Source organism: Ruthenibacterium intestinale (assembly GCF_040096265.1).
Classification (GTDB): Bacteria; Bacillota; Clostridia; order Oscillospirales; family Ruminococcaceae; genus Ruthenibacterium; species Ruthenibacterium komagatae.
On sequence record NZ_JBBMFA010000090.1, the window covers coordinates 53,877 to 80,526 of the forward strand.

Below are 26,650 nucleotides of genomic sequence, written 5' to 3' on the forward strand. Positions count from 1 at the left end.
CCTAAAAAAGATACAGGGAGCCAAAGGAGGCTCCCTGCTGCGATGTTGTTTCATGTATAGGTTTACACCCCCCTCAGTGCTTCGTCCGGCTTGGTGGTCATCAGCTGGTACAGACGGGTATTGCGGGGGAAGCTGTTTTCAAACGGTACAATGTTGCCAGCACAGCGGATGAGACCGCAGCCAGCAGATACATTGGTGATGTAGCCAAGCTGGGTGTCCGAGATATGGAGCAGATTTGCCAGTTCATCCCGGTCGGTGGAGGACTGGTTCAGAAGGAGCAAAAACTCCGAGTTTGCCAGCATCAGGCGGGCAGTATCGGAACGGAGCAGCTCCTCGACATTCTGCGTGAGCCCTGTCACAAGGCCGTTATATTTTCGGATACGCTTCCACAGCTTGTAGAAAAAATCGGCGCTGTACTGGTAGCGAAACAGCAGATAAAACTCATCGGCAAATACCCATGTGGTTTTTCCTTTCTTCCAGTTTTGGATCACACGGTTGAAAATCGCATCGAGGGTGACTAACATCCCGATGGGCATGAGCTGTTCGCCCAATTCACGGATATCATAGGCGATGATGCGGGCTTTGGTGTCTACATTGGTGTGCTGGGCAAAGGTGTTGAGACTGCCGGTGATAAACAGCTCGGAGGAAAGCGCCAGCCCTCTGGCTTCCGGCTCCGGCTGCTTTAAGAGGGAATGGTACAGATCTTTCAGCGTGGGAGCTGCACCCTCATAATTGTTTGCCATATACTCCCGGTACACATCATAGGTGCAGCGGTCCAGAATAGATTTCTCTTTGGCAGACACACCGCCTGCCCCTACTAACTGCTCGAACAGCGAGAGAATGAATTCTGATTTTTCAATCAGCGGGTTGCGCTCGTCACCGTAGGCTTTGTCCATATCAAGGGCGTTCAGGTGGGTGTTGGAGGCTGCGGAAATCCGAATAATTTCCCCGCCAAGCGCTTCTACCAAGAACCCAAATTCAGACTCCGGATCCAGAATCAGGATATCATCATTGGTTGACAGCGCAATGCTCACAATTTCTTCTTTGGCACTGAAGGATTTGCCGGAACCGGAAACACCAAGGCGGAAGCTGTTCCCGTTTAAGAGCTTGCGGCGGTCGGCTACAATCATGTTTTTGGAAACAGCGTTCTGCCCATAGTAGATGCCCCCGGTCTGCATGATTTCCTGTGCTCGGAAAGGAATCAGCACAGCGGTGCTTTCGGTGGTCAGGGTACGGATGGCTTGGATTCTGCGCAAACCATAAGGAAGCACAGTATCCAGCCCATCCTTCTGCTGCCAGCGCAGGACGCTCATCTGGCACAGATGTTTTCTGGCTGTTGTAAGAATCGTTTCTGTGTCACTGTCCAATTGTTCCTTGGTATCAGCCAGATGGACCATGGTCACGAGACCGAACATCATTCTTTGATCCCTGTTGGTCAGATCGTCCAGCATTTCCTTGGTTTCTTTTCGCTGCTGTTCCATGTCGTAAGGAAGGACAGCGGAAAAGTTATTGGCTGCGTTCTGCTTTCGCTGCCAGTTTGCCGCATTCGTTTCCACGCCCAAGAGCTTGTTCTGGATTTCCCTTACTGCTTCATCGGTGGGAACAGGTAAAATGTCAATGGAGAGCATGAGGCTGCGGTCCATATCACAGAGTTCAGCAATCATGGAATCCTTGATATAGCTGGCGTACCCCTGTAAATACAAAACCCTGCCCCAGCGGTCGTTCAGACGGAAGTGATCTTTCTGGAATTCCATGCTGTCCGGGCAAAGCCAATCTTTGAAGTTGTGTCCCTTTTTCATCTGTTCCTTGAGATCAAAGGCAAAAGCGGCAGGTTCATTGCCCTTAAAGAAATCCCGGAACACCTGCAGGCGGGTTCCGGCGTCCAGTTCCCGTCCAATAGAGGAAAGCTGGGACAAATGAGTGATCAGATCCGTACCCACACGGGAGAAATAGGTGCGGGCTTCATCGATATTCCGCTTCGCTACCGTGATGGTGATGTAACGGTCCTGCACCACACTGTTGTTGGTGCCGGTTACCTTCGAGAGCAGCATCTCGTTGTACTCTTTGCGGAAATGGTTCAGCCCGTCCTCTTTCATAGGAAGCAGCAGGGATTTCTCAAATTCCGCTTTATTGATTTTCCGATTGTTGATGGTGATCTTGGCGCTGGCTCCGGAATCCAGCGCATTGAGGAGCTCTGAATAATCGAGAAACATCGCTGTCTTGTCCTCTTTTCCGGCGATTTGATAGTTAATATCGGTAAAGGAAAAGGTTTTGGAAAACCTGCTTCCTACCTGAAAAATCCCATCCGGCCAGATGCGCTGGATAGGGATGGCATCCTGTACGGACTTCGGGATGGTGAATTTTTCTTTCTCTAATTTCGTTGCTTTGACAAGCGTTTTGATAATAGGCATCCTTCCTTTCAGTGCGAAAAATGAAAAAGGTTACTGTTCTTTCCCAGCTGGTGGCTGAAACTTACGCTTTTTCCTTTTGCGTGGCGGCTTTTCGCCCTCTGCAATGGCATCTTTCAAGGCTTCGTAGTAGAGATTCTCAGACTTGAACACAAGCTTTTTCGGATACAGAAATTCTGATTTAAACCAAGCCCATGCCACTTGTTCGGCGGTCATCCCATGGTACTTAAAGAAGCCGCAGGCAGCGAATGGAGCTGCTCCAAGAATGCACATCCAACCAACTTCTTCGCTGCCAATCAGCGGGCGCAAACCAAAATACAGACCGACTGCTACCCCTACTGCAAGCAGGGAACAGATAAACTGTCGGGTGGAAAGTCCAAAAAAGATGGACTCCTGATAATCCCGGATTTCCTTTGGTACTTTTACTTCTATATTGCTTCACTCCTTTCACGGCCTTACAGACCTAACAATTCCTTGACGATCCGGTCGCTCATCCGCACAGCTCCTACTAAAACCAAAAGGTTAAAAATGAGCTCGCCTACATAACTCCATACGGCGGTTACCGCTGAGACGTTAGGATCGACCGCTGGCGGAGAAGCCGCCATAACGGAAAAGATGATACAGGCAAGGGCGATGATGGCCCCTTCCAAACATACCCCGGCATAGGAACGCAGGAAGTTCTTGCCCACATTGCTGGTTGGCTCTCCCGCAAAGCTGGAGAGAGGGATAGGCGCAAGCGCTGTGTACATATAGAGTTTAAACATACGGGAATAAACCGTTAAAATCATGATAAAGGACAGCACTGTAATAAACAGACCGCCTAAAAGGGTTACCGCCCACAAAGGGATGCTGTCCCAAAATCCTACGTTATTGATTTTATCGATGATTTCCTGCGGGAGTGTGGTGCCGCTGCTTCCTGACAAACCCGATTGGGTAATAATGGTGGAAATGATTCCTTGTACGATTTTAAATACAGCAAGCATCAAATCAAGTCCGTATGTTACAGCAGCCTTCGCCAAAGCAAAGCGGATGAACAATTTTAAAGCGTGTTCCGGGCGTTTTACATCGGTAAAAGAGCCGCAGGTTTTAACGACACCAACCGCAAAAAACAGTACCAGCAAACCATACCCAATGGCTTTCAGCGCCCCGTTAATATCCAGCATAACCTGCCAGATCCCGCCGCCCTTGAAAGTGGCGGGGTCTTGGGTAAGCAGTGTCCAGATTTCAGCCAGTTTGTCATTCCATGTACCCAGCGCTGAATTTAAGTTGTCTATGATCCAGTTTCCGGCTGGTCACCTCCTATCTGAAAAAATGAGGGAGTGCCCAATGCGGACGCTCCCTTTGCTGGAAAACAGAAAATCAGGCGGTGATAAGGTCAAGGATTTCCTTGGCGAAGGTGATTACCAGCCCACCGGCCAAGGTGAGGAAACCCTGCGAACGCTGGGAGGGATCATGGCTCTGGAAGGACAGGCCGACCTGTACGACACCCCAGCCCAGCAGGATCATACCGATGGCACGAATCAGGGAGAAAATGAATGTGGAAAGGTTGTTTACTACTCCGAGAGGATCGCCGCTGGCTGCAAAGGCAGTAGTGGAAAGGCAGCAGGCACACAATACTACAGCGGCATAGCTGGAAAATCCAAGGCGTCCCTTTTTACCAAGCGGCAGAGCATTGGTGGGTTTATTGTCCTTTTTGCGGTTCGTCAAAGAACCAATTTTTTTCAGAAACTTATTCAGAAGCGTTCCTCCAATTTCATGTAAATTATTATGGTTTGAGAAAATCCTCCGGTTCCAGCAGTTCGAAATCCTCATACTGGTCCGGGGAATAATCGAGATCGTCTGCGGCGTCCTTCGCATGTGTGTAGTCGTAGGGCGCAGCGCCGCCATCCTCTGTCAGGCGAATGTTTGGGTGATGCATCAGGTCGTATTTGTCATCCAGCATGGGCCTTTCACCCCTTACAAAAAGAATGGCTTTGCGGTTATCCAGCATTCGGACTTCATCGGGCGTTAAGAGTTCCCGGCCTGTCTGCTGGTCGTTGACACTAAAGCTGCCGCTTCTTCCACGGCTGTGACCATAGGTGTTGGTATCCAATGTTTCCTTGCCCATGAGCTCGGAAACATATTTGTGGGTTTCCTTCTCGTTGCCGCCGAGGTAGAGAAACTCATCACACAAGCCCACCAGCGATTCCCACTGTTCCTTGAACAATGCCTTGATTTGCGCCATATTCTGTGCGATGTAGCTGCAGAAGATATTGCGGCTTCGCATGGTGGAAAGCCAAGGTAGGAAGTTATCCGTAGGCAGGGCGATATTCGGCGCTTCGTCAATCAGCAGATGGACCGGCACAGGAAGCCTGCCTTTGTATTTGCGGTCGGCTACAAAATAGAGTGTCTGAATGAGCTGCCCGTAAATCATGCCCACAAGGTAGTTGAGGGATTTGTCACTGTCCGGGATACAGCAGAACAGGGCGATCTTCTTTTCGCCCATTTCTTCCAGATGGAGGTCGTCGGTGTAGGTCAGCCTTGCGATCTGTGGCAGATTAAAAGCAGAGAGGCGGACGCCGACACTGATTAAAATAGATTTCAGAGTTTTTCCGGCTCCCATCTTAAAGACATGGTATTGCTTCACGGCAATGCTCTCCGGGTCCCGCATTTCAAGCCTTGCGAAAAGGATATCCAAGGGAGACTCATATTCCTCATCTTCCTCCCGGACTTCCGCTGCCGCCAGCATTTCCATTACCATGGCGAAGTTCTGTTCCTCCGGCGGTGCTTCATGCATCAGGTACAGCACCAGCGCCTGCAAAAGCGCTGTTTCGGATTTCGTCCAGAAAGGGTCCGTGCTCTGTGCTCCGGGCGGAGTAGTCGACTGGATGAGGGTTTCGATGAGGCGAAGAACATCCTTGTCATCCCGCACATAAGCAAGGGGGTTATAGCAAAAGGAGGCGTCGGGGTTTAATAGATCAAACACTCGCACCTCATATCCGTTTGCTTTGAGCGCACCGCCTGTTTTTCGCAGGATTTCACTCTTTGGATCGCAGATAACCAGAGAACAGCTGCCGCAGTTTAAGGCATTCGGGATAGCATAAGATCGGCTTTTACCCGCGCCGGAGCCGCCGATCACAAGCACATTGGTATTGCGCTTGTGCCGATACCCATCCATCCCCATTTGGAAATGCTGTGTTAAGATGAGATTTTGTTTCGGGTTCTTTTTATCCCGGTATTTCTTGGCGATTTGGAACACATCGCCCCACTTGGCGGAACCGTGTTCTTCTCCACGGCGGCGGTTTTTCTGGTTGGAGGTCACCACAAGGGCGATCACCCCGTACCCAAGGGAAAAGAAAAACAGGCACCGAAGAGAATAATCCGTCCAATGAATGGAAAAGGGACTGTTCATCGCTGCCGAAAGCTTTCCCAGCAGATCCACAAGACTCATTCCATCTGACCAGCTTCCAGCCACTAAAAGCGCTGCCCACCAGACGATGGGCAATGGCAGAAGCCATACCCACCATGGATTCTTTCGTTTTACAATGGAGTCAAAAAATATCCTTCCTTTCTTCAGATCAAAATAAAAAAAGAAACCCCGGAGCCTATGGAAAACCATTCCCACAGGTTCCGGGGTAACGGGTAACCTTAAATCTTATCGAACCGGCACGTTTCGATATTTACTGCTCATGAGCTTTGCGAGAACACGGTCAATCCCGCCGCTGCTTCTGCCCGCAGACAGATAAGCGTTGCGCATTCCATTTAAAGACTGCGCCGCATACTGGAATTCCGTGTCGCTCAGGTACAGCTTTCCCTTTGGCGCATTGACGGTTTTATTGATAAGGCTCTGCACCTCGCCGGAGGTTTCCGATCCGGATGATTTTTGTGCGTCGCAGAGCGCCTTGACCAGAAAATTCTTTTCCAGCATTCCCATCTTAAAGAGACGTTGTTTTTCCAAGGATATCCCTGCCTTTCTCTGTATTTTCTTCAGCTTCACCATACCACAGCGGCGGACAGAAAGCTACCGCACAAAAGAAAACAAACGGAAAACTTCCGGCGGTTCGCTTTCTCATCGTTCCGTTTCCTTCTCCGATTTGGATTTGGGAGTTTTGGCAGGCTTCTGCGTTTCTACCGAAAACTCATCGGGCTGGACTGTCTGCTCCAAATCCCGAAAACTGCGCTGTATATCCCGGTTAATGGAATAAGACGCCCGTTTCACATCGCTTATGAAACCACGCTTTTCTTCCGGGGTCATTTGAGCACAGCTTTCGCATACCTTGTCAAACCGGAAGGCCGAAGTATCCAGCCCGCACCGCTGTGCGACCACATAAGCGGCACAGTAGCTCTGTGCCGCATACGCCTGACGGTAGTAACCGCTGCCGACAGTATCGAAGCTGGCATGGGCCTGTTCACGTGCGATAGCGCAGATAGTGGTGGTTTCATCCATCCCGTTGCGGACAAAAATCGTATGCTGTTTGGGAACATACTGTGCCTGTACCCCTTGAGGAAGCTGATCCGAGATGGCAAGCTGAACCGGACTCTGTTCTACCATAGCGGCAATGATTTCTTCCGGCAGATGTTTCTGCGGCGGCAGAGGCTGTGGACCTCTGGTTTGGGAGATATCATAGGCTTTGGTAATGGTATAACCATTCGCTATGGTGCCGTCCTCTTTGGTATATTCCTGATCCGCAAAGAAGGTGTATCCCTTTTCACCGGAACGGATGGAGCGCCCGGCTTCCTTCCATTTATCAAAGGTGCGGGGATGGGTGATCTCCTTGTTCTGATGATATAGGATGAGAAGGTTGCGGGTACTCTGCGGGGTACACTGAGCCATAAAACCTAAGAAGCCCTTCATGGAAGCGTCATCTTTGAACACTTCCTGTGCCTGAGCATCCACTTTTGCCCATGCGTCCTCACGTTCAGCCTGTTTCATGGAGGCATATTCTTCCTTGGTGTACTGCTGTTCCGGCTGAGGCTGAGTTTCCTGTTTTCTGCCGATCAAATTTGATAAATCGATACTGCATTACCTGCCTTTCTGTTTTTTCTTCTTTTTACGGGAATGGCCCGGAGTAGGATGCTGACGATCCTGCTGTTTGGCCTTTTCCTCTTTTTTCTTCACTTGTTCCTGCTTGATCTCCTGCAGTTCCTTTTTCACCGAAGGCTTTTGCTCCGGCTGCTCACGGTTTGTTAAGCCGGGCGAAGAGTTTTTGCTGGGCAAGGAAGGCTCGGACGGACTCTTTTCCGCTGCCGGGGGTTTTGATTCCTTCTCCCGGCCAATGGTAAAATTTTCGGCTTCACCCTGCCCGGCAGGACTGATATTGAAGTCATCTTCAAAGCCGCCCACCTCGAATTCCACAGCGCCCTGCTCGGTTTGGACAGTTTCCGTTTTGCCGGGTTGGGAAGCGGCAGGAGCTTGCTTCTCCTGTTCCACCGCTTTCTCCACAATGGCTTCTCCGGCTTCCGCTTTCACATAATCCAAGCCGAGATTGTCATAGATACGCTGAATCTTAGCGGCGTCATCCGCAAATACCACCAATTCGATGTAATCGCCTTTTTGTTTATTACGGATGGGCACATACAAAAGACCGTGTCCTTTGGCTTCCCGCACAAATTCTTTCATGTACGTTGCAGGCAGATTAAAAAACTTAAACGGGCGCTGCTCACGAAGCATTCGGACAAGCCTTGTCTTGCCATGGGTTTTCTTTTGGTCTTTCAGCACTGCATAAACAAACAGCGCAAAATTCTTCGCCGCCAGTCCCGACAGCTTGAGGGCTACTTCGGTCCCTTCAAGGGTAAATCGGACGATCTGGTCGGCAGGATCGCTTCCGTAGTTCAGTCAGCATTCTCCTTTCATCGTTCCAAGCTGCTGGAGCGTTTGTGTTTTGCTTTTTCCGGCGCAGGTTCCTTAGAAAAGGAATCCACGCCGGGAATCAGGGACAGGCTGGAACCGGTATCCCATTTCACTCCGATCTGCCCGATATCGTCTACATAGGCAACGGTGCCTTTTGTACCCGGAGGCGGAGCCTGCGAATCATCCATGTGATTTAAGATGATGCGGGTTCCGACAGGATATTGTCGGCGGATGAGTTCCACCTGTTCTCTTGTGGGAATTTTATGGATAGGATCATCTCCTTTTTTGATTTTCCCGATTTCGGGTTTGTTTGTTCTTTTCTTCCTGTGTCTGCTTTTCCTGCCGCTGCTGTTCTTCCTGCTGTGCTGCCTGCAGGCGCTGTTCCATCTCAATGGAATGGGTTTCGATATTCCGGCACAGCTTGACGGTATGCCGCAGCTTTTTGAGTTCCTCTGTGAGGACGCCAATCTGCGGGGAATCTGGCTGATAACGGTAGAGCTTCTGGCGCTCTTTTAGAAGCACTGCGATTTCATCCTCCGCTTTCTGACGGATGGCACGAAGCCGCCCGCGGTCCTCAATATGGTTTTTGAAAATGAATTCAGCCTGTTCTATCCGCTGATCCAGCTTGCGGATATCTTGCCGCACAGCAAAGCTTGGGTACCGGGGCTTTTTCGGCAGCGCCCCCATCTTGTAGAGATAGGAATAGTAGAGCGCCCGCAAGCCGGAAATTCTGCGGGGCGGCTTTTCTCCAAGAAGAATAAGGAAGCGGCTGGCAGGAGGTGTTTGTTTCCCAGCCCGGTGAGGAGGCTTAGGATACAGGATGCGGTTTTGGATAGCTTCCGGGGTGTAGTTTTTTCCCAAGGTTTTAAAACGAACGGTGCGCCCGGTACCCGGCAGGATCATGGTGGCGTACTTGCGGTCAAACCGGAAAGCATAGCCCTGTTTTTCCATCACCCGCAGGAACTGCTTCCATGTGAGGGAAGCGGCAATCGCTTCTTCGATATCTTTCTGGATGGGTGTTTTCCATGTGTAGGTACCGTTTTGCTCGGCCAGCCACAGGGCATAAGGACGGGCTACCCGTTCCGATTTCTCTGTATGGATGACGGAAAGGCGGTGCTTTACGCACAGTTCGTCCGAAATCTTCCGCACCCCAGTTACATAGGTTTTTTCATTGCTGCGGTACTTTTTCCCGTTTTCCATGGAGACAGAGTTCCACACAATATGGTTGTGGATGCATTTGGTGTTGAGATGGGTACTGACCACCGCCTGAAATTTCCCGCCGAGCAGCCGGTCCGCAAATTCCATTCCGATTTGATGCGCCAGTTCCGGGGAGATTTCTCCGGGAGCAAAACTCTGCACCAGATGGAATCCCTGCACGCCTTTTTCCTTATGCCATATCTTTTTGATCTGACACATATCCTCAAAGGCAGAGTCTATGGTACAGCCGATGGCTGACTGGAACAGATCCTGTTCTGACTGGTCTTTATTGAGAGCCTTATCGATTTCTCCTTCCAACGATTCTCTGTTTTCGGCACGGGAAGATTTTTTCTCATCGAGAGCATAGTCGATGGCGTTATCAAGGCGGTGGACGGGGATAACGCTGGTATATGCGATAGCGGTTTTCTCCTTTCTGAGTTTTCGGTGCGGGCAGCTTAGACGAATTCATATCTTGGCTATGTGCGCAAATTGCATCCAACCGCAGGTTGGTTACCAATTCTCCTTTACTTCTTTCCAAACCTGGCGGGCGATAACGGTCATTTCCTCCACGCTCTGCTGGCTGGCTTCGCCATAAGTATTCGCAACCTTGGCAAGCTGATTGGCGTTATTGCAAAGCCCTGCCACTTTGTGAAGCAGGTCCGCATGGTGATCGCAGGGTTTTGCACGCAGTTCGGCTCCCATGATGAGGGTGCGCAGAAATTCCTCACGGGGCAGACCGCTTTGTTTCACCTGTGTTTCCAGATGCGCCAGTTCCTTTTTGTTTAAATGAAGAGGGATGATGTGATTTCGTTTTCTCATAGGGACTCCTTTTTAACGCTCCGGTACTTTCCTTTTGCGGCTTTTCTTCTGCTCCGGCGCTTTAGCCGGATATTCGTAATGGACAGGGATATCCTGCAGGCGAAGCTTGCCGCAGTCCGGAGCGAAAGCTGCGTATCGGGTATAACAGTATCCTTCTGATTCTACAAGGATTCCGTCCCTGCTGTTTTCTCCTTTCACCAGTACACAGTGCCAGCAGAGACTGCCGGGATCGAACCACATCTTGTCTTGGTAATCAAACAGGAAAATCTGATCTTGCAAAAATCTGGTTTCCTGAAACTGACGATATTCTTCATCAGCCAAAACCACCACCTGTTCTACTCGAAACTCAGTCTGGCGCTCTGGTGCAGGATGTCTTAGATTTTGACCGTTGATATCGGATAGATCATGGGGACGGTGGTAAAATACAGCGTGTTCCTGATAGGCTTTTGGTTCTTCCAGCACAAGGTGTTCCATTGGTACATCCTGCAGGTTTACTTTGCGGCAGTCCTTTCCATAACCAAGGTACAGGCTGTTTCGCCCCTGTGCAATCAGCATATATTCCTGTTCTCCTTTGGTCCTAACCATCAGACAGCGGAACAGCCCGCCCGGATCGGCGCTCATCAGTTCCCGGTTATCCTTGAGGAAAGGATATTCCGGGGAGACGTCCTCTGAGAGCTTCTCAAAATCCTCTTTGCCCAAGACGATGACCTTTGTCACTTCAAAAACGCCGGGGACATAATTCACCTCGTTCCGGCGCAGGCTATCCAGTGTTTTGGCGTTTGCCGCAAATGCAGCATATTGTTTCTGATTCAGTTTTCTCACCTCTTTCTATATTCGATGGGCGGCTGGATGCCGGGGGTTTGGGGTTCTCCCCAAAATGCGTTTGGATATCCAAACGCTATGCTTGCAAAACCAGTCACCGGCTGGGAAAATACCACGCTGGAATCAGAGCCCGTCATGTTCATCTGATTCCTTGATTTTTGCCAGACCTTCCAGCGTCGTACAGATAATATTTCGCTTTTCGGCTGTACCGATTTCAGCGGACATGGAGTTGCTGATCTCATTGCCGCATACCACCAGCATTCGGCATCGGCACAGTTTCTGACGGGAAATATTTTGAAATTCCCGTTTTTCATCGGCATTTTCCATCTGCAGGTACTGGCTGTCCGAAAGTTTCGGGCAGATCGGGACATATCCCAGTTCATAAATCTTGCGGCAGTAGCGTTTTAACAGGCGGGGCGCGGCATCGGGTGCGGCGCACACATAGGCAAATGCTTTTTCCATAGTGATTTCCTTTCTTTTCATATATTGAATAAAGGGGCAGGCTATCCACGTGGATAGCCTTGGAGATTATTCGGAGGTTTCTTCTTCCGAATCGGCTTCCAATGCAAAGCGCACACGGTCGGAACCCAGCTTATAATAGGCGTCGGTGACTTCAATCCCTACGGCTTCATATCCTTCCAGCCGGGAAGCGAGAACGGTAGTTCCGGCTCCGCAGAAGGGATCGAGGATTCTCCCGCCCGGTACACAGATTTTCACAAGGTCACGCATGAGCTGCAAGGGCTTTTCCGTCACATGAATTCTGTTTTGAGGATTGGCGTAACGGAACACACCGGGCAAACAGCCAACCGGTCTATTCACCGGCATAGGACCATTGGAACCCCATACGATGTATTCACTTTGCTGGCGGAAACGTCCTTTCTGGGGGCGGCTGGTCATCTTATCCCATACCGCACAGCCACGCCAGATCCATCCAGCCCACTGCAGAGCGTCGGTAATAGAAGGATACTGCCGCCAGTCAATGAACAGACAAACCGGCGCTCCTGGTTTGCAGGCTTTTCTGGCGTCAGAAAGCCATTCAGCCATCCATCTGGTCCAGCTTCGCTGATCCTTTTGATCTCCGTCAAAATCGGGCAGGGCGTTTTCTTTGTCCATGCTGCTGTACTTTTGATTGGTGGTGCGGTTTTTCTCGGCTGGCTTCCACCCGCCCGAAGCGTAGGGCGGATCGGTAATAATGGCGTCGAACACCTGCGGCTTGAATGCCCGGATTACCTGCAGGGTATCCCCGTGCAGAATCGTCCAGCCATCCCCGCCGCTGTGTTCCATGGGCAGAATGGTTTCGTCAACAATTTGAGCCAGTTCTTTCGTTTCGTTCAGAGGCATCTTCCTTTCTAAAAAAAAATTACAGTGTTTTTTATCGTTCTTCCCCTCGGCTGCGCTTTTTAGAGGCACGAGGGTGCGGTTGATATTCGGGAGGAGGAGTAATAACAGGTGACTCACGTTTGAATTTTCGTTCCACCACAATTTCATCTGGCCGGATGTGGAGCACATCAATGGTGGGGTTATCAATTACGACTCCGGGCAGAATGACTGCGTGTTCATGAACCTCTATCTCGCCGCCAAGCTCCCCGTAAACAGAAGCTTTTTCCATGATTACAGGGGTTCCGCCGGTAACAGCATTCGCAAAGATTTTGGCATTTCCAGATATATGGACGTTTCCATGGACATAACCAGAGGTTACGATAGCATGATCTTCTATGATGGCTTCTCCACCGATTCGGCTTTTTCCGGAAATGACTGCACAACCACGAGCGCAGGAGTAATCCCACATGATGGCGTCACCGGATATATAGGATTCCTCGGCGGCGACAGCATTGTTCGCAACCCAGCACTGCCCTTCCTGACTGAGATTTTCCTCAGACTGGACGAAACCGCCAAGATCTCCCGCATGGACATCCTCACGAACATCCCGCAAGGCCCGAATACGGTGCAGCCATGGGTACTGCGGGTGAACAATGTCGGTAATCTCGTATTTCTGATTCATCTGGCGTCACCTCGTTCCTTTTCGTTTTTCGACTTCGTATGAGTTTTCTCCGATAATTCCGTTTCCACATATTCGCTAATGATATTAAGCGCTTTGTAATAATTCCCGGACTGGTAGACACGGTCACACATCTCCTTTGCCTGATCCGGCTGTCCGTTTTCCTTCAGCAGCCGGGAAGCTCTGCCGAGGATGGAAAAGATGTTTCCGTCCTGTCCCACCAATTTCATTTTTGGCCGATGAGGGGGTAACTGCTCTTTCAGGGGTTCTGCAGGCTGCATCTGCTCTACTTCAAAATAAAATGGTTCTGCTTCTCCAAAATGAACATACAGCACACCATCGTCAGTCTGGATTTCCTGCTGCTCAAAGCCTTCGCCCCAGCCATCGGAAAACTGTCCATGCAGATAATCCTGCAAATCTTCCATTTCTTCGTCAGCCAACGGTTCTTTCAGCACGACAGTTGTACAGCCCATCAATTCTCCGTTCCGAATTTCTATCGAAGGAATCGCGCTGATTACCTTTTCTTTAATTCCGGGATTGCGTTGTTTATAAAAGTAAGACATGAGGTTTCCGGTATACTGTTCTACAGCAGGGCGGATGCTTTCCTCATAGCAGACCATATCCGTACCATCAAACAGCGTGGGATAATCGGATACTCCATTGTTCCAGCCATACTCGTCTATTTCATTTTCGTGGAAATCTCCTGTCAATGGAGAGTAAAGTTTGAGTGTAATTTCTTTATCCGCTATTGCAAAACCTCCTTTTAACGGGAACAGGCTGCCCTTTGCCGGACAGCCTGTTTTTCGTATCTTTCTTTTGTCAGGTCGGCATAATCGCAGCCTTCTTTTTCCGGAAGATTCCTGACCATGCGGTACTTGCCCTGATAGGCTTTCTCAATATGATCGGCTGCCCACCTTCCCGCAAAATCGTTATTGGTACAGATTTCGATTTCTTCAATCTCCGGGTGACGGGCGAGAAAAGCGTCCAGCGCAATGGGTTTTTTCATATCCCGGCTTGTCTGTGTTCCTTCTTCAGGCGCATAAATCCCGCCAAGGGACAGCCGCCATTTATCTGTTGTCCCTTCCAGCGTTAAATGTGCGAGTGGCTCTATTGCGGCTTCATATATGGCGAGTTTTTTGCTTTCCCTTTTCGGCGGGAGACAAAAACAAAACCGCTTATCGCTGCCGGACACCTCTGCCTTGAATGGGTTTCCCCGTGTATAGGTACCACGCAGAAAAGCATACCGGGCAGTACCGGTTTCGTCCTTCCCAACAAACACAGCGTTGTGGTAGTCGGCGCTTTCGTAGAGGATTCCTGCCCGGATGCAGGCTTCGATGACCTTGCGGTCGATACCACGCTTCAAAAGATAGGCAAACACCCTGCGGTTATTTTCCGCTGCCGGCGGCAAAAGAAATTCCTTCGGCTGTTCCGGCTGGGAAACAGGCGGAACATAGCTGGGGTTTTCCCCGCATAAGGTCTGCACCGCTTCTACAAATTTCAGCCCCTCAACCTTAATAAGATAGTCAAGGGCGCTTTTGCCGCCGACATCCCGGCTTTTCCAATGCCAAAGGCTTGTGGTTTCGTTGATTTTAAAGCTGTCATGTTCTTTCAGCTGGAACTCACCCCGGCTTTCGGCTTTCACCAGTTGTCCGGGACGGTAACGCCGCAAAAACTCAATGGCGCTCATCTGTTTGGCAGCGGTGATTTGTTCTTCGGTGACTCCGGGCATGGGAATCCCCCTTTCTTACTTAAATGACAGCCGCCCGCAGGATTTTCGCCTGATCGGTGCGTTCCCACGGGAACTCCGGCCTGCCGAAATGTCCATAGGCGGCGGTCCCAGTATATCTCGGTGATAACAGATCCAGCTTTGCGATAATCTCGGCAGGCGTTAACCCAAACACCAGTTTTACCGCATCTGCCAGACAGTCATCGGCGCAGACCGTTCCGGTTTTAAAGGTATCTACTTCCACCATCACCGGTTGGGCTGCCCCAATAGCATAAGCCAGTGTAACCTGACACCGTTCGCACAAACCCGCCGCCACAAGGTTTTTAGCAATATATCGGGCCATGTATGCGCCGGAGCGATCCACTTTGGTGGCGTCCTTACCGGAAAAAGCACCGCCGCCGTGAGGCGCGAACACTCCGAAGCTGTCCACCATGAGTTTTCGTCCGGTGAGACCGGTATCTGCTTCCGGGCCGCCCAGCACAAACCTTCCGGCTGGATTGATTAAAATTTTTGTATCCTCATCCGGTGGCAGGACCTGCAAAGCAGGGGCAATCACTTTATCCGTCAGTTCGAAGCAGAGTTCATCGGCAGGGATTTCAGGGCTGTGCTGGGCAGACAGCACAACGGTATCCAGCCGGAATGGTTTTCCATCCTCATCATATTCCACGGTGACCTGTGCTTTCCCGTCCGGCCTTAGTCCTTGAATTGCACCGGATTTTCGGGCGATGGTGAGAGCGCTGGTCAGACGGTGTGCCAGCACAACCGGCAGAGGAAGCATTTGCGGGGTTTCCGAACAGGCATATCCCACCATGATTCCCTGATCGCCAGCGCCGAGCTGCAGAGAGGGACTGCTCCCATCCACATTTCTTCGCTGCTCTAACGAACAGTCCACACCTGCGGCGATATCCGGGCTTTGCTTATGGATGAGGCACTGGATGGCAAAACGGGCCGGATTGTAGCCTACTTTTCTGAGAACCGAACGGACAATCGAAGGGATAGAAGGTTCATACAGGCTGGTAATCTCCCCGGCGACAATGATCTGCCCTCTGGTAGCCATCACTTCGCAGGCCACACGGGAGAGGGCGTCATGGGAAAGGCATTCGTCCAGCACACTGTCGGCAATGAGGTCGCACAGCTTATCCGGATGCCCTTCCGTAACAGATTCGGCGGTATAAAATTGATTCATGGCATTCTCCTTTATCTTTCATGATTCGGGGGCTTTTTGGTTTTGGGTTTTGGGCTTACCACCGGGTTTATTCGGATACACAAAAGCCCTTCCGGTGTTTGGATGAATTTCTCAGGGCTTAAAAACATCTGCTGATACTTCTGCATTTGTTTTTCAGTCAGGCTGGAGAAGTTTTCTCCCTGAATACCACAGACAAAAAAAGCTCCCGCAATTATGTCATAGTTCTCCAGCACACGGTTTAGCGGCAGCCCCATATTTTTTCCTTCGTCATTGCAGACAATAGCAACCGGTTCTTCCCACGGATAAAGTGCCTGAATGGGTCCGCCTACCATTTGCTGCATTTCATGAAGGTCGTTTTTCATCTCAACAGGCCGGGCTGCTTTGCCCGGTTCTACAAGCAATACTCACATTCCGGCAGATCACCTCACTTGCAGGGAAAAGGGCTTGAGGCTTTTCCCGATTGCTTCATAGTTTTCAAAATGCACCTCGCAGCCCAACAGATAAGACACCGCTTCTTCCCATTCCTTTAAAGGGTATCTTTCCTTGTCCGGCAGGCGGTACAGATCGCCAAGCGCCGCCCATTTGAGTTCCGGCAGCAGACGCAGGTTGGAGATAAAGGTGCGGTGCTGTTCGGCTACCACATCCAAAAGTCCAAGTTTTTTCAATCAATCCCTCCAGTATGATAAAAATAGGGACGGAGCGCTCCGCAGCGCCCCGTCCGATTGGTTCTTACGCTATTTTTTCCTGCGGTTACGAATATGCAGGAACACAAGGCCGCCCAAAATGACAGCGCATAAACAGATCAAAATAATTGCTTTTGGTTCCATTGATTGATTCTCACCTCACTTCTGCGGCGATGACCACCGTGCGGGCGTTTTCCCATTCATAGGAACAGGTGACGAGCGTCAGCAGGCGGCAGTCCTCGCCGTGGATGGTTTGGGATTCGTATAATGACTGTGCGAAGAGCTCTTTCTGAAAAGACAGGAAATCCGCATGATCCGCAAATTCAGTGCGGTTAAACCGGAACTTTGTGATATCGGTTTTCAGCACAGCCGCAATTTGATATTCCCGCAGTCCATTGCTGGTCTGCAGCAGGATTTTGGAGTGTTCGTTGCGGAAGGCTTCATCAGTCATCTTTTGAAGAACAGCGAACATGGTCCCGTCATTCATGTTGTGCCCGTAGACCACGGTATTTTGACTCTCTGCGGAACAATCCCATTGAAAAAAGATGCTTCCGGCAGTGCGCCATTCTCCCTTGTAGGTACGCCGCAGATAGTATTCGGGATCGTCAGCGCTGCTTTGCAAAACCGGGTAATCCACACAGGTGCCGGGAATGGAAATCCAGCCTTTGATGTCCGGGTATTCAGTCTGCAAAGCGGGAAGGTCCACAAGGGATTCCGGTTCGAGCTGTTCTTTCCCAGCCGGTAAAACCCCGGAGCTTTCGGCTCCGGGGAGAGGCTGTGCGTATTCTTTTTTCAGGGCTTGTGCTTCTCCATTGGTCAGCCCCGGCTGTAGAACCAAAAACCAGAGAAGTCCCAATAGGCTCAGGCACAAAAGGCCGATGCAAAATCCTTTTAGAAAGATTTTCATTCTTCTGTGCCTTGATCCTCATCGGCCTGATCAGCAGATTTGCGCTTTTTACCTGTATAGCGCAGGAAAAGCAGAGCGCCGCCGGACAAAACTGCCAAGCCTGCAAGAGTGCCAAGGATGGCAGGCATCCACGGGTTATCGCCGGTCTGCGGAACAGAGGGAACCTCCGGCACCAGCTTGTTATGCATCTTTACGGTCGTTGTTTCGCCTGCCTTGATTTCTACGGTCTGATCGTCAGGCAGAATATACTTTTCGGAATCTTCGCCAGCTACTTCAGATACGGTGTATTCTCCCACACGGAGAGTGAGATTGATTTCACCGTTTTCATCCGTTTTGAATTCCTGCTCATAGGCATTGCCCATGAAGTCAGTACCGCTGATTTTGAAGGTGCGCCCTTCGACCTTATCATCGTCGGCGGTCTTTACCACCTTTAGGGAACCGGTCTGCGCTTTGTTCAGGAACCCTTCGCCAGCTTCGGTTTCGATGCGGACAATCGCTTCATTCTCAGTAATGGAGAAAGGATAATATCCGTCATCCTTTTCGAAAAATTCCGGCGCTTCCTTCTCATGCAGGAAGTAATTTCTATAAACAAGATCCTTCATCTGGTAGAGGCCCGGTTCGGTTTCTGTCATTTCACCTGCCAGCTTGTCGATATCCGCATTGAATTCACCATTATTGTCCACATCGGCATAAACTTCAAAAACAGCCCCGGACAGCTTGTGGTCCGGATAATCGGCGTCCACCTTTATGGTTTCGGCGGTACCTTTGATGATCTGGTTTTCAATGGTGATTTCGATGGTCTGTCCGTCCTCGGTGATTTCTACCGGGAAGATTTCTTCCGTCAATACGAAGGCTTCCGGAGATGCGATTTCACGCACGAGGAAGTTTCCAGCAGGCACATTATCAAACTCAAAGTACCCGATTTCATTGCTCTCGGTGACCATGAGGGCGGTTTCTTCGGTAAACTCCGTTTCGTCAAAACGGAACAGGCCGATAACAGCGCCGCCTAATTCAAAACCATCCTGATCGACCTTCCAGCCGGATACCTTGCCGCGCTTTAAGGTATTTTCAATGGCTTCTCCATCGTTCGCTTCAATTTCCACTTTCGCCACATCCTGTCCGGCATACTCAAACACCACAGGGGATTTTTTGTCGCTCAAAATGTAGTGATCGTCGGTTCCGATTTCCTGTACATACAGGGAAGCCCCGCAGGGGATGTCGGTTGTAAATACGGCATTCCCATTCTCGTCAATGCCGATTGTTTCCATCAGCCCGTCTGCCGGGATGGAGGTACCATCGGAGGCGGTCAGTTGTTCCGTAGCGAACAGTCCGAAAGTAATGTTTTTCCATTCCTCATTCATGCCGAGGGAGAAGGTTTCGTCCTGTTCCAGCAACTTCTTGAGGGAAATCTCCACTTTCTGGCGTTCATTGACGAAACCAATGCTGGCGGAGGTGATCTCTACTTCCTGACCGGCATAGGACAAAACGACTTCCTTGGGTTCAGGATCGATTACCATGCCATCCGGCGCAGTGATTTCCTTCACCTGATAGCGGCCGAGATACAAAGGTTCCGAGGTGGCGGTCCCGTCACTTCCGGTGGTCAAAGTAGCCGCCAGTTCGCCTGCTTTCAGGTGGACGGTTCCGTCCGGGGTAACGACATCTTCCAGTGCTGTGATTTCATAAACAGCGCCCGGCTGGCCCTGCACCTCATACTGAGGCTGGTACATCCCGCCGGATTCTGCAACAGACTTAAATACTTCGCCCTCTTTGGAGACTGTAATCGTTCCCTTTTGCGGGATATTGTATTTCTCCACTGTAACCACGTCCTGTGAACCGTCCACCACAAAGGGAACCGGCTCTTTGTCAAGAACATATCCCCATGGACTCTGCTGTTCATACAGCTCGTAATTTCCAAACGGAAGCGGTTCCGGCAGCATAAGGGTTCCTGTGGAGTCCGTCACAAAGGTGTCGATATCGATGGGGCTGGGGTAATTGATATGCTGTACTACCCACTCGCCGGTATCAGCGTTGCGGATTTTGACTGCTGTTCCCGCCAGAGGAATAATTTTGCCGGATTCGGCGTCTTTCTTCTCAAAGCGGATGAGCGAGGTAAAGGTGGGGTTATTGAGAATGAAATAATAGGTTTTACCGTGCTCAGAAATGAACACGGAGAAGTCTGGGACAAATTTCTGTCCTTGGGCACCTTTGGTCTGATGCACCACATACAAGCCATACGGAAGGTCCTTTGAACGGGCAAATCCATAGGAATCGGTGGTCAGCAGGTCACGCTCGGTTTCTTTTGCGTTCTCATAGCTGCCTGCGCTGGCCAGATAAATCTGGAACTGAGCGCCTTCTTCTGGCTGCTCGATCTGATCGGAATCGCTGCTCTCAGCAGGTTTGTCCGTATGCTTGGTGATAGCAATGCTGCCGAGGATAACATCCTCTGTAGCGGTCATGGGGATGCTGTTGTTTTCCAAGGTGAAATTTCCCGGTTCTGCACCTACCGGATAGATGGTTTCGTCCAGCAGGTATCCTTCGCTGGGCGTAATCTCACGAATTGTATAATCCGATCCGCAGGGGTATTCCTTGGTGGTGAATTTGCCCCCGTTTGCTGTGGTATAGGTATCCAGCAGATTTTCCCCTTTGAACATACCGTATAAAGCGCCATCCAAACTGGAATCGCCTTGTGCTTCCTCGGTTTCGGAATCCACTTTATCCAATTTAACTGTAAATTTCTTCAGAAGATTGGAAAAACTCACGCTGGAAGTCTGGCCGGGATAGATGGTTACCTGCTTGGATTCAGGCTGGACATATTTGTCCGGGGCACGTTCCGTTACGGTGTATGTTCCAGCTTGGAGATTGTCTACCCGGATGCTTCCGTCCGGTCCGGTCACCACGTCTTTTTCGATTCCATTCCCGGAAATATGAAAAGGAATGCCGGAAACCTCGCCATCTTCGGAGGTTTTCACAAGCTGCAGGGTACCCGCCTTGATCTCAAGGGAAAAATAGCACTTTACGGGTTCAGCGGAGCCTTTGACGTCAAAAGTGACTACATTCTGGTATTCATCACGCAGCCAGTATTTGGTGCCGCCTGTTACAACACCGGGGATAGAGGAAGGCAGCTCCTTTTCTGCGGTGATTGTACCGAATTCCTTTTTATCCGTAGAAACATGAAGTTTGTTCCCGCTGATGGAAAAATCCACTCCCGGATAGCTGACGGAGAAATCTTTGAGAACATTGTTTTCATCCACCAGTGTGGTTTCATTTTTTCCAGTGTCCTCATTGTATTTGAGGTCATGTGTATATGCGCCGACCGCACTGGGATTGTCGGTGGCAAAGGATGGAACGGTGTGATAAGTAACCACGTTTTCCCTCAGCTTCTGAAAGATCGTCTTTGCCGCAGGGCTGTTGGCAGTAATTTCATTCACGATCTGGTTTTCATATCCGGTGCCAAGCTGCCCGTGGGCAATCAGCCAAATGAGGATTTGGGTGGCAATGTATTCATCCATGGCGCTCCCGCCGTACTTAGTGCCGGTTTCCACGTTATATCCCAAGGTCAGAGCAGTGTTGATCATTGCTTTCTGTTCCATGGTAAGGGCGGCATAATCATCCGACTGGTCATAGCCAATCCCGGTATGGGTTGCCACGCCAAGCTGGATGCAATAGGCGGTGCGGAAAGCTGTTAAATCGTTAATTCGCAGTTCAGTAAACTTATCTGTGCTGTATCCGCCAAATGGCGCCGGAAGGCTGGAGCTAAGAGAATATCCTCTGCCGTTATAGTCGATCATGGAGATATATCCATCATACTCGTATTCAGCGGCAAAAGCATTGCTTGGTACAATACCAAAGCAAAGAAGCACTGCCATCATCATAGACAGAAGTCTTTTTAGATATTTTTTCATGAAGTTCTCCTTTCGGATAAAATAAAAAATGCCCCCGCAGGCTGAAAGAAAACTCTCAACTTACGGGGGCAAGTCAATTTATCGTTCTTCTTTGTGTTTGGGATGGCGCTGTTTTTTGTGAGGGACTACCTTCTGAGGCAGTTCCTGCTGTGTACAGCGAACCGCTTCGATTACAGTTTGGGTATCGATCCCATTTTGTCTGCATCCATTCAGAATACCTTCCAAATAGGAAACAGAGGGCATGGCGGGTTTGTCTTTATACGGGCTGTTCATAGTATAGGCCATGATTTCCCGTCTGACTCCGTCCTGATTTGTCACTGTAACAGGCTCTTTCCCATATAAAAAGGGAAATCCTTCGTAATGATCCAGATGCTGTTCGTCCCGTTCGGAAATACGCCAAAGGACGCCGTCCACATAGCTTCCTTCTTCCGGCAGAATGGTGGCAACGCCATTCCCGCCGCCATTGGTGCGGAACGCAAGGCGGTATCCCTCTAACCGGACGGATTCCACAACTTCTGCATCCGGACAGCGAAACGCCATCTGATTCAGGTTCATATTAGAACCATACGCAAAATAAAGTTTTTCTTTGGTTTTGATCATCTCCTATCGTTCATGGTTTTGGCGGTTCTGCAGGCTGGGGTATTGAGCTTTATCGTAGCGCCATGCCCTGTCGCCGGGAAGCTTTGAAAGCAGATGTTCTCGCACATTTTTGTATTCCGGTCCAATAAGACCAAGGCGCAGCAGAAAGGTGCGGAAGGTAAAGGCAGGGTTTTCGCTGATCTCGGTTTTCCGCATGACTGTCCGGCTCTGGTTAATAGCCTGTGCAGAGATCGCCAGTGCCAGCGTGATGTTTGCCCTGACTTTGCCTGCATGGAGGGTGCTTTCAAAACAGCGCCATTCCAAGGTTCCACGGTAAAACACAGAATGAAGGTTTAAGGCATAGTATCTTGTCCAGTTGTAATGCTCGTAGCTTCCGTCAGAGCCTTCATACCATTCCCGCCTTAACCGATCCATGGTAGTATTGCTTGGAAGTTTACGGATTTTCTCCAGCATGGGTTCCCGCACCTTCTGGCACCAGCGTTCCACCCGGCTCTCGTTTACATTTAAGGCTTTGAACAGGATATCCTCTTTGGAATACATAATGGAAAGGGCGTTTTTCAGGCTCTGCGGTGTATGCTTGGAAGCGTCCACATGAACGTGCATACCGCAGCTTCCATTGACAACAGCTCCTGCATGGCGCAGGGTACGGACAACTTCCTGCAGTTTTCCCATTTCGCTGTACTCCAGTTTTGGGGAATTCATCTCCACCTTGTAGTCACCATCACCGATTGGAACCTGCTGCCGCCCGGTTCGATGAGAACCATGGATACTGGAGTCGTAAACAAACCGCCATGTTTTTCCCTCGTTATCGGTCACTTCCCACGGATCATAGGTGCGGGAAGAACGGGAATGGACAGCGTTGGTTCCAAACAGGGAAGCCACGGCTTCTGCTGCCTGCTGGCGGGTGAGTCCCGTCATCTCAATTTCACAGCCGAAATATTGGTCTTTCAGATCAATCGATGGCATTCACCTCCCGATGGGCAGAAGCCAACCGTTTGCCGATGGCTTCCACCACTGTAACGGTAACGCCGTTTCCGGCCTGTTTGTAGAGCTGTGCGTCCGATTGAATAGGAAGCACTCTGTCGATCTGTTCGTCCCGCCAGCCTTGCAGCCGCAGGCATTCTTTTGGAGTCAGCCTGCGGATTCGGCCGCCGAAAAAAACACCGTGGCGGTCTTGGGCGGTGAGGGTGAACATGGGTTCTTCCGCAGATTTGATTCGCCGCCCGTTCTGACGGACAGTTTCCCTTTCCGGGGTAAGGACCGCACGGGCTTCCAAGGTTCCTTGGTCGCTGTTTGTGGTGAGGGTATGGGCGATTTTTCTGCCAACTCTGCCGCGGCGGGTATTCAGTCCGGCAAACGCCAAACTGATGCTGTCGCCGGGATACGCCATTTTATAGCCTTTTTTCGTGTTTTCCTTAATCGGAAGCCCAACTTCATACAGTCCGGTTTTCCCGCCAAATCCACCCGTTTGTGCAGCAAGGGTACAGCTTATTCCTTTTGTGGAATAGATTCTTTCTCCCTGAGCTCCGGGCAGGATTTGTACAAGAGATATTCCTGCTGTTTCGGTGAAAGGAAATATTTTTCCTCTGCATCGTTCATCAAGATATCCGATAAGATACACCCTTTTTCTGGATTGGGGGACTCCAAAATCTTTGCTGTTGAGCACCTGCCATTCCAAACCATACCCCAGTCTGTCCAGCGTATGGAGGATGGCCGCAAATGTCCTGCCCCCGTCATGATTAAGCAGTCCGGGAACATTTTCAAGCAGCAGATACGCAGGTCTTTTTGCCGCAGTCAGCCGGGCAATTTCAAAGAACAAGGTACCTCTTGGATCGGAAAATCCCCCACGGTTTCCAGCAATCGAAAAAGACTGACAGGGAAAACCTCCGCACAGGAGTTCGAAGTCGGGGATATCGCTCGGATCGGCTTTTCGGATATCTTCACAGAACCACTCTCCTTTGGTATCGAACAAGGCTTCATAGCTTTGATTGGCTTTTTTGTCGATTTCGCAGTGTCCTACACAGGTAAATCCTCCGGCACGGGTGAGTCCTTCCCGGAACCCGCCAATACCGGAGAACAGGTCAATATATCGTATGGTTTTCTATATCACGCCCCTTATCTTGTATGATACTAAAAGCTAACACACAATCAATGGACATCGCCCCTTTCCCATGGTGAAATGAAATATATATGAAAACAGCCCGCAGTTTCCTGCGGGCTGCTGCTGGCTGTGTTATGCGTAGGTTTCATCTTCATTTTCATTGGTTTCGCCGGATTCTATGGTATCGTCATCCGGCTCGGTTTCTTCTTCCTCATCCTGATTCCAGCTTTCCGGTGTAGTATCCTCATCGTCCTCGCTGGGTTCTTCCTCGCCCTCACCGGTTTCGGTGTTTTCTGCAGGTTCCCAGCTGCTCCCGGTTGTTTCTTCATCAGCACTGAGTCCCTCGGTTTCGCCATTTTCTTCGTCCCAGTCCTCTGGTTCCTCGTCATCGGATACTTCCTCGTCCTCATCGCTTTCAGCGATTTCTGCGGCTTCCCAGCCGTTTTCAGCCTGTTCCTCGTGCTCGGCTGCTCTGGCGGCTTCGAATTCTTCTTCCGCTTCTTCCAGCGCCTGTTCGATCAGCCCAATCACGAATTCTTTTTGGGTGAGGCGGCGATGATAGGCTTTCTCATAGTTTTCAAGGTATTCCTTTACCCTCTGGAACAATTCCTCGCTCACCTGAAATGCTAATGTTCTTCCTTTTTCCATAATTCTGTTAGCCCCTTTCTCATAATGCTCCCGGATGATCATTTCGATGAATTTGCTCATCGTACTTTCCGTTTCCCTGATTTCCTCGCTGATTTGGTTATGCAGATCCAGCGGGATTTTGCAGGTTACGCCCTTTGTTTCCACGCCTATCGCTCCTTTTTTCGTTCTTTCCCTTTCGGGCAACACAAGCATACTGCAACCCGCCGGATAAAGCTATTACCAAGACCAACAACCTTTCAGTCAAAGCAGGCTCGACAAACGTCACAACCAATAAAGGCTATGTGGGGGTTATTCTTCTCTCAACAGGGAACCAAGGAAGCCCATCATCTCCTTCGGAATGGCTTCTTCCTGCTGTGGTATGGGCTGGGAAGGCACAGCTTTGAGTTCTTCCCGCAGTACCCGGCGCAGAATTGTTTCCAGTTCTTCTCGCTGGGCATTTTCCAGAATCACCTGTACCAGAAAGGCGTTTTTCTGGCCTTCCGGCACAGTCTGCAGAATTTCCCATGCTCTGCGATGTTCTTCATTCTGGAGGTTGGGGCGGAACATAAATAGGGGCCTGCTCATGCCTTGCCCACACCGCCCGAAAACTGCCCCAAAATCCTCTCGAACCCTTCAGCGTTTACCTTGTCGTCTATCAGGGCAAAAACCCGACACAGGCTGTCCTGTTCGCTCACGTTGCCCTTGACTACCGATGCGCCGCCGCCCAGCATCACCACCGGGATGGCTTTCAGGTCAAACCCTGATTCCATAGCTGCCGAAAGAAGGCTCTCTTTGTAAAGCCGCCCTTGTTTCTGGATAATGTTTCGGGCGTCCTCATCCATACTGCAGGGCTTTCCTGTCAGAACACGCTCCACCTGAGCGTCGGTCACAGACAGCCCGGTATCCCGGCGGACCTGTTCTTTCGTTTCATCAATGCAGCGGATCATACCGAGTTCCAGACTTCGGCAGGTAGCCGCATTGGGAACACCATTATCCAGCCGCATCAGATCAACAGTCCAGCCGCCGATGTCCATGAGAAGAACAGAAGGCTCATTCTGGATGAGTTCCGAATGCAGAGCAATGGCGGAATAGCCTTGTGGGAACAGTTTCACATCCTCGATGGTGATTTTGTAGGCAATTCCTTCAAACTTGAAGCACACCGGCTGGGAAGAACGCAGAAGGTATTCTCGGAAGGGCTTTTTCTCCCGGCCAAATCCGGCCAAAGGCAGCCCGGCGGCAATGCGCACCGAACACTCCGTTTTTCCACCTCGCTGTTTGATTTCCTTGGCGATGGCTGCAAGAGTAAGCAGGTAGTAATTGTCGTTTTCCATTTTGTTACGCAGGATCGGCTGTCTGCCGGTTCCGCAGACATAAAACTTCCCGCCGAATTCCAGTGTGTTTTGCAAGGTGTAGGGTTCATGGGAATACTCTGCAATACCGGCTGGGAAAGAAAAATGCCGGGTTTTGATTGCGTAATAGCCATGGTCGATGCCAATGTTCATGGTTTTACTCATCCTTTCTTGTTGGTTGTTGAAAACTTGAGGTTCTTGCTGAGTTAGAGCTTAGAGTTATCTTGTTCTTTCCCAGCTGGTAAAGTATTAGGGGGGAGAGTGTGAGAGGGGGGAAAAGCGGAAAACCGCCCCGGCCATTCAGCCGGAGCGGTTCTAAAAAAGGGCGCACTACCCCCTTGTATCTTGAGGGCTTGAAATTGGCCCATTTGGGGCTTTCGTCAATCTATCTATATATCTGCCGAAAACTTTTACAGTTCCGACAACGGGAAAAAAGAGTGGTAAACGCAAAAAAGCGGAGTTCCCAGCCTGAAAAATCAGGTGAAAACTCCGCT

General features: G+C 50.3%; 29 protein-coding genes. All 29 read right to left on the reverse strand.

Features of this window, described 5'->3' with window-relative positions; all coding sequences use genetic code 11:
• Positions 1–62: 62 nt before the first annotated feature.
• The 29 genes from WMO24_RS08390 to WMO24_RS08530 all read right to left on the reverse strand — a co-directional run bounded on the left by WMO24_RS08390 (position 63) and on the right by WMO24_RS08530 (position 26,321).
• Positions 63–2,411: a VirB4-like conjugal transfer ATPase, CD1110 family gene (locus WMO24_RS08390; protein WP_055141779.1), complete on the reverse strand. Its 2,349-nt coding sequence runs from the start codon at positions 2,409–2,411 to the stop codon at positions 63–65.
• A gap of 30 nt (positions 2,412–2,441) precedes the next feature.
• A complete protein-coding gene (locus WMO24_RS08395) occupies positions 2,442–2,840 on the reverse strand; it encodes a PrgI family protein (protein ID WP_055141780.1) in 399 nt (132 codons plus the stop codon).
• Between the two features lie 23 nt (positions 2,841–2,863).
• On the reverse strand, positions 2,864–3,685 hold the full coding sequence (locus WMO24_RS08400; RefSeq protein WP_349216002.1) for a VirB6/TrbL-like conjugal transfer protein, CD1112 family: 822 nt from the start codon (positions 3,683–3,685) through the stop codon (positions 2,864–2,866).
• 82 nt (positions 3,686–3,767) lie between these two features.
• A complete protein-coding gene (locus tag WMO24_RS08405) occupies positions 3,768–4,115 on the reverse strand; it encodes a glutamyl-tRNA amidotransferase (protein ID WP_082409003.1) in 348 nt (115 codons plus the stop codon).
• Positions 4,116–4,173: 58 nt separating this feature from the next.
• Positions 4,174–5,838 carry a VirD4-like conjugal transfer protein, CD1115 family gene (locus WMO24_RS08410; protein WP_256192326.1) on the reverse strand — a complete coding sequence of 555 codons (1,665 nt, stop codon included), beginning with the start codon at positions 5,836–5,838 and terminating at the stop codon, positions 4,174–4,176.
• Positions 5,839–6,042: 204 nt separating this feature from the next.
• Positions 6,043–6,321, reverse strand: coding sequence for a hypothetical protein (locus WMO24_RS08415; RefSeq protein ID WP_055141783.1), 279 nt, complete (start codon positions 6,319–6,321; stop codon positions 6,043–6,045).
• 1 nt (position 6,322) lies between these two features.
• Positions 6,323–6,460: a hypothetical protein gene (locus WMO24_RS08420; protein WP_178529120.1), complete on the reverse strand. Its 138-nt coding sequence runs from the start codon at positions 6,458–6,460 to the stop codon at positions 6,323–6,325.
• Positions 6,457–7,389, reverse strand: coding sequence for an ArdC family protein (locus WMO24_RS08425; RefSeq protein WP_256192327.1), 933 nt, complete (start codon positions 7,387–7,389; stop codon positions 6,457–6,459). The genes WMO24_RS08420 and WMO24_RS08425 overlap by 4 nt, the downstream gene beginning before the upstream one ends.
• Positions 7,390–7,410: 21 nt before the next feature.
• A complete protein-coding gene (locus WMO24_RS08430; RefSeq protein WP_070100429.1) occupies positions 7,411–8,223 on the reverse strand; it encodes a PcfB family protein in 813 nt (270 codons plus the stop codon).
• Positions 8,224–8,237: 14 nt separating this feature from the next.
• Positions 8,238–8,480 (reverse strand): DUF4314 domain-containing protein, encoded by a 243-nt coding sequence (locus tag WMO24_RS08435; RefSeq protein ID WP_308211535.1) that lies wholly within the window; start codon positions 8,478–8,480, stop codon positions 8,238–8,240.
• Positions 8,481–8,511: 31 nt separating this feature from the next.
• Positions 8,512–9,753 carry a relaxase/mobilization nuclease domain-containing protein gene (locus WMO24_RS08440; RefSeq protein ID WP_372496204.1) on the reverse strand — a complete coding sequence of 414 codons (1,242 nt, stop codon included), beginning with the start codon at positions 9,751–9,753 and terminating at the stop codon, positions 8,512–8,514.
• 192 nt (positions 9,754–9,945) lie between these two features.
• Positions 9,946–10,254 carry a plasmid mobilization protein gene (locus WMO24_RS08445; RefSeq protein WP_022265448.1) on the reverse strand — a complete coding sequence of 103 codons (309 nt, stop codon included), beginning with the start codon at positions 10,252–10,254 and terminating at the stop codon, positions 9,946–9,948.
• 12 nt (positions 10,255–10,266) lie between these two features.
• On the reverse strand, positions 10,267–11,076 hold the full coding sequence (locus tag WMO24_RS08450; protein WP_256191669.1) for a DUF6329 domain-containing protein: 810 nt from the start codon (positions 11,074–11,076) through the stop codon (positions 10,267–10,269).
• A 123-nt stretch (positions 11,077–11,199) separates the two neighbouring features.
• Complete coding sequence (locus tag WMO24_RS08455; RefSeq protein WP_055141789.1) at positions 11,200–11,538, reverse strand: DUF7768 domain-containing protein; 339 nt, start codon at positions 11,536–11,538, stop codon at positions 11,200–11,202.
• Positions 11,539–11,604: 66 nt separating this feature from the next.
• The gene (locus WMO24_RS08460) at positions 11,605–12,360 is read right to left on the reverse strand and encodes a DNA-methyltransferase (RefSeq protein ID WP_349216004.1); all 756 of its coding nucleotides are present in this window, start codon (positions 12,358–12,360) and stop codon (positions 11,605–11,607) included.
• 88 nt (positions 12,361–12,448) lie between these two features.
• Positions 12,449–13,078 carry a transferase gene (locus WMO24_RS08465; RefSeq protein WP_022265452.1) on the reverse strand — a complete coding sequence of 210 codons (630 nt, stop codon included), beginning with the start codon at positions 13,076–13,078 and terminating at the stop codon, positions 12,449–12,451.
• Positions 13,075–13,785 carry a hypothetical protein gene (locus tag WMO24_RS08470; RefSeq protein WP_022265453.1) on the reverse strand — a complete coding sequence of 237 codons (711 nt, stop codon included), beginning with the start codon at positions 13,783–13,785 and terminating at the stop codon, positions 13,075–13,077. Before WMO24_RS08470 ends, WMO24_RS08465 begins: the two co-directional genes overlap by 4 nt.
• Before the next feature lie 53 nt (positions 13,786–13,838).
• Positions 13,839–14,804 carry a DUF3991 domain-containing protein gene (locus WMO24_RS08475; protein WP_055141791.1) on the reverse strand — a complete coding sequence of 322 codons (966 nt, stop codon included), beginning with the start codon at positions 14,802–14,804 and terminating at the stop codon, positions 13,839–13,841.
• 19 nt (positions 14,805–14,823) lie between these two features.
• Positions 14,824–15,987, reverse strand: coding sequence for a methionine adenosyltransferase (metK, locus tag WMO24_RS08480; RefSeq protein ID WP_055141792.1), 1,164 nt, complete (start codon positions 15,985–15,987; stop codon positions 14,824–14,826).
• Between the two features lie 11 nt (positions 15,988–15,998).
• The gene (locus WMO24_RS08485) at positions 15,999–16,388 is read right to left on the reverse strand and encodes a DUF3846 domain-containing protein (RefSeq protein WP_256191668.1); all 390 of its coding nucleotides are present in this window, start codon (positions 16,386–16,388) and stop codon (positions 15,999–16,001) included.
• Positions 16,389–16,406: 18 nt separating this feature from the next.
• A complete protein-coding gene (locus WMO24_RS08490) occupies positions 16,407–16,652 on the reverse strand; it encodes a hypothetical protein (protein ID WP_055141793.1) in 246 nt (81 codons plus the stop codon).
• 172 nt (positions 16,653–16,824) lie between these two features.
• Complete coding sequence (locus tag WMO24_RS08495; RefSeq protein WP_055141794.1) at positions 16,825–17,577, reverse strand: class B sortase; 753 nt, start codon at positions 17,575–17,577, stop codon at positions 16,825–16,827.
• A complete protein-coding gene (locus WMO24_RS08500; RefSeq protein ID WP_349215974.1) occupies positions 17,574–21,479 on the reverse strand; it encodes a SpaA isopeptide-forming pilin-related protein in 3,906 nt (1,301 codons plus the stop codon). The genes WMO24_RS08495 and WMO24_RS08500 overlap by 4 nt, the downstream gene beginning before the upstream one ends.
• Positions 21,480–21,557: 78 nt before the next feature.
• Positions 21,558–22,079 carry a gamma-glutamylcyclotransferase family protein gene (locus WMO24_RS08505; protein WP_070100432.1) on the reverse strand — a complete coding sequence of 174 codons (522 nt, stop codon included), beginning with the start codon at positions 22,077–22,079 and terminating at the stop codon, positions 21,558–21,560.
• A 3-nt stretch (positions 22,080–22,082) separates the two neighbouring features.
• Positions 22,083–23,045, reverse strand: a complete 963-nt coding sequence (locus WMO24_RS08510) for an amidoligase family protein (RefSeq protein ID WP_055141796.1) — start codon at positions 23,043–23,045, stop codon at positions 22,083–22,085.
• Positions 23,032–24,174 carry a DNA (cytosine-5-)-methyltransferase gene (gene dcm, locus WMO24_RS08515; protein WP_055141797.1) on the reverse strand — a complete coding sequence of 381 codons (1,143 nt, stop codon included), beginning with the start codon at positions 24,172–24,174 and terminating at the stop codon, positions 23,032–23,034. Before dcm ends, WMO24_RS08510 begins: the two co-directional genes overlap by 14 nt.
• A 138-nt stretch (positions 24,175–24,312) precedes the next feature.
• Positions 24,313–24,972: a hypothetical protein gene (locus tag WMO24_RS08520; protein ID WP_148485950.1), complete on the reverse strand. Its 660-nt coding sequence runs from the start codon at positions 24,970–24,972 to the stop codon at positions 24,313–24,315.
• A 144-nt stretch (positions 24,973–25,116) separates the two neighbouring features.
• Complete coding sequence (locus tag WMO24_RS08525; protein ID WP_316687181.1) at positions 25,117–25,374, reverse strand: plasmid segregation centromere-binding protein ParR; 258 nt, start codon at positions 25,372–25,374, stop codon at positions 25,117–25,119.
• A 14-nt stretch (positions 25,375–25,388) separates the two neighbouring features.
• Complete coding sequence (locus WMO24_RS08530) at positions 25,389–26,321, reverse strand: ParM/StbA family protein (protein WP_349215975.1); 933 nt, start codon at positions 26,319–26,321, stop codon at positions 25,389–25,391.
• Positions 26,322–26,650: the final 329 nt, after the last annotated feature.

Coding starts and splice junctions, on each gene's coding strand:
- WMO24_RS08420 (WP_178529120.1), bottom strand. CDS start 6,460: ATGAGAAAGCGAACCGCCGGAAGTTTTCCGTTTGTTTTCTTTTGTGCG.
- WMO24_RS08390 (WP_055141779.1), bottom strand. CDS start 2,411: ATGCCTATTATCAAAACGCTTGTCAAAGCAACGAAATTAGAGAAAGAA.
- WMO24_RS08475 (WP_055141791.1), bottom strand. CDS start 14,804: ATGCCCGGAGTCACCGAAGAACAAATCACCGCTGCCAAACAGATGAGC.
- WMO24_RS08410 (WP_256192326.1), bottom strand. CDS start 5,838: ATGAGTCTTGTGGATCTGCTGGGAAAGCTTTCGGCAGCGATGAACAGT.
- WMO24_RS08510 (WP_055141796.1), bottom strand. CDS start 23,045: ATGCCATCGATTGATCTGAAAGACCAATATTTCGGCTGTGAAATTGAG.
- WMO24_RS08465 (WP_022265452.1), bottom strand. CDS start 13,078: ATGAATCAGAAATACGAGATTACCGACATTGTTCACCCGCAGTACCCA.
- WMO24_RS08530 (WP_349215975.1), bottom strand. CDS start 26,321: ATGAGTAAAACCATGAACATTGGCATCGACCATGGCTATTACGCAATC.
- WMO24_RS08500 (WP_349215974.1), bottom strand. CDS start 21,479: ATGAAAAAATATCTAAAAAGACTTCTGTCTATGATGATGGCAGTGCTT.
- WMO24_RS08415 (WP_055141783.1), bottom strand. CDS start 6,321: ATGGGAATGCTGGAAAAGAATTTTCTGGTCAAGGCGCTCTGCGACGCA.
- WMO24_RS08525 (WP_316687181.1), bottom strand. CDS start 25,374: ATGTTCCGCCCCAACCTCCAGAATGAAGAACATCGCAGAGCATGGGAA.
- WMO24_RS08495 (WP_055141794.1), bottom strand. CDS start 17,577: ATGAAAATCTTTCTAAAAGGATTTTGCATCGGCCTTTTGTGCCTGAGC.
- WMO24_RS08505 (WP_070100432.1), bottom strand. CDS start 22,079: ATGATCAAAACCAAAGAAAAACTTTATTTTGCGTATGGTTCTAATATG.
- WMO24_RS08445 (WP_022265448.1), bottom strand. CDS start 10,254: ATGAGAAAACGAAATCACATCATCCCTCTTCATTTAAACAAAAAGGAA.
- WMO24_RS08460 (WP_349216004.1), bottom strand. CDS start 12,360: ATGGAACACAGCGGCGGGGATGGCTGGACGATTCTGCACGGGGATACC.
- metK (WP_055141792.1), bottom strand. CDS start 15,987: ATGAATCAATTTTATACCGCCGAATCTGTTACGGAAGGGCATCCGGAT.
- WMO24_RS08455 (WP_055141789.1), bottom strand. CDS start 11,538: ATGGAAAAAGCATTTGCCTATGTGTGCGCCGCACCCGATGCCGCGCCC.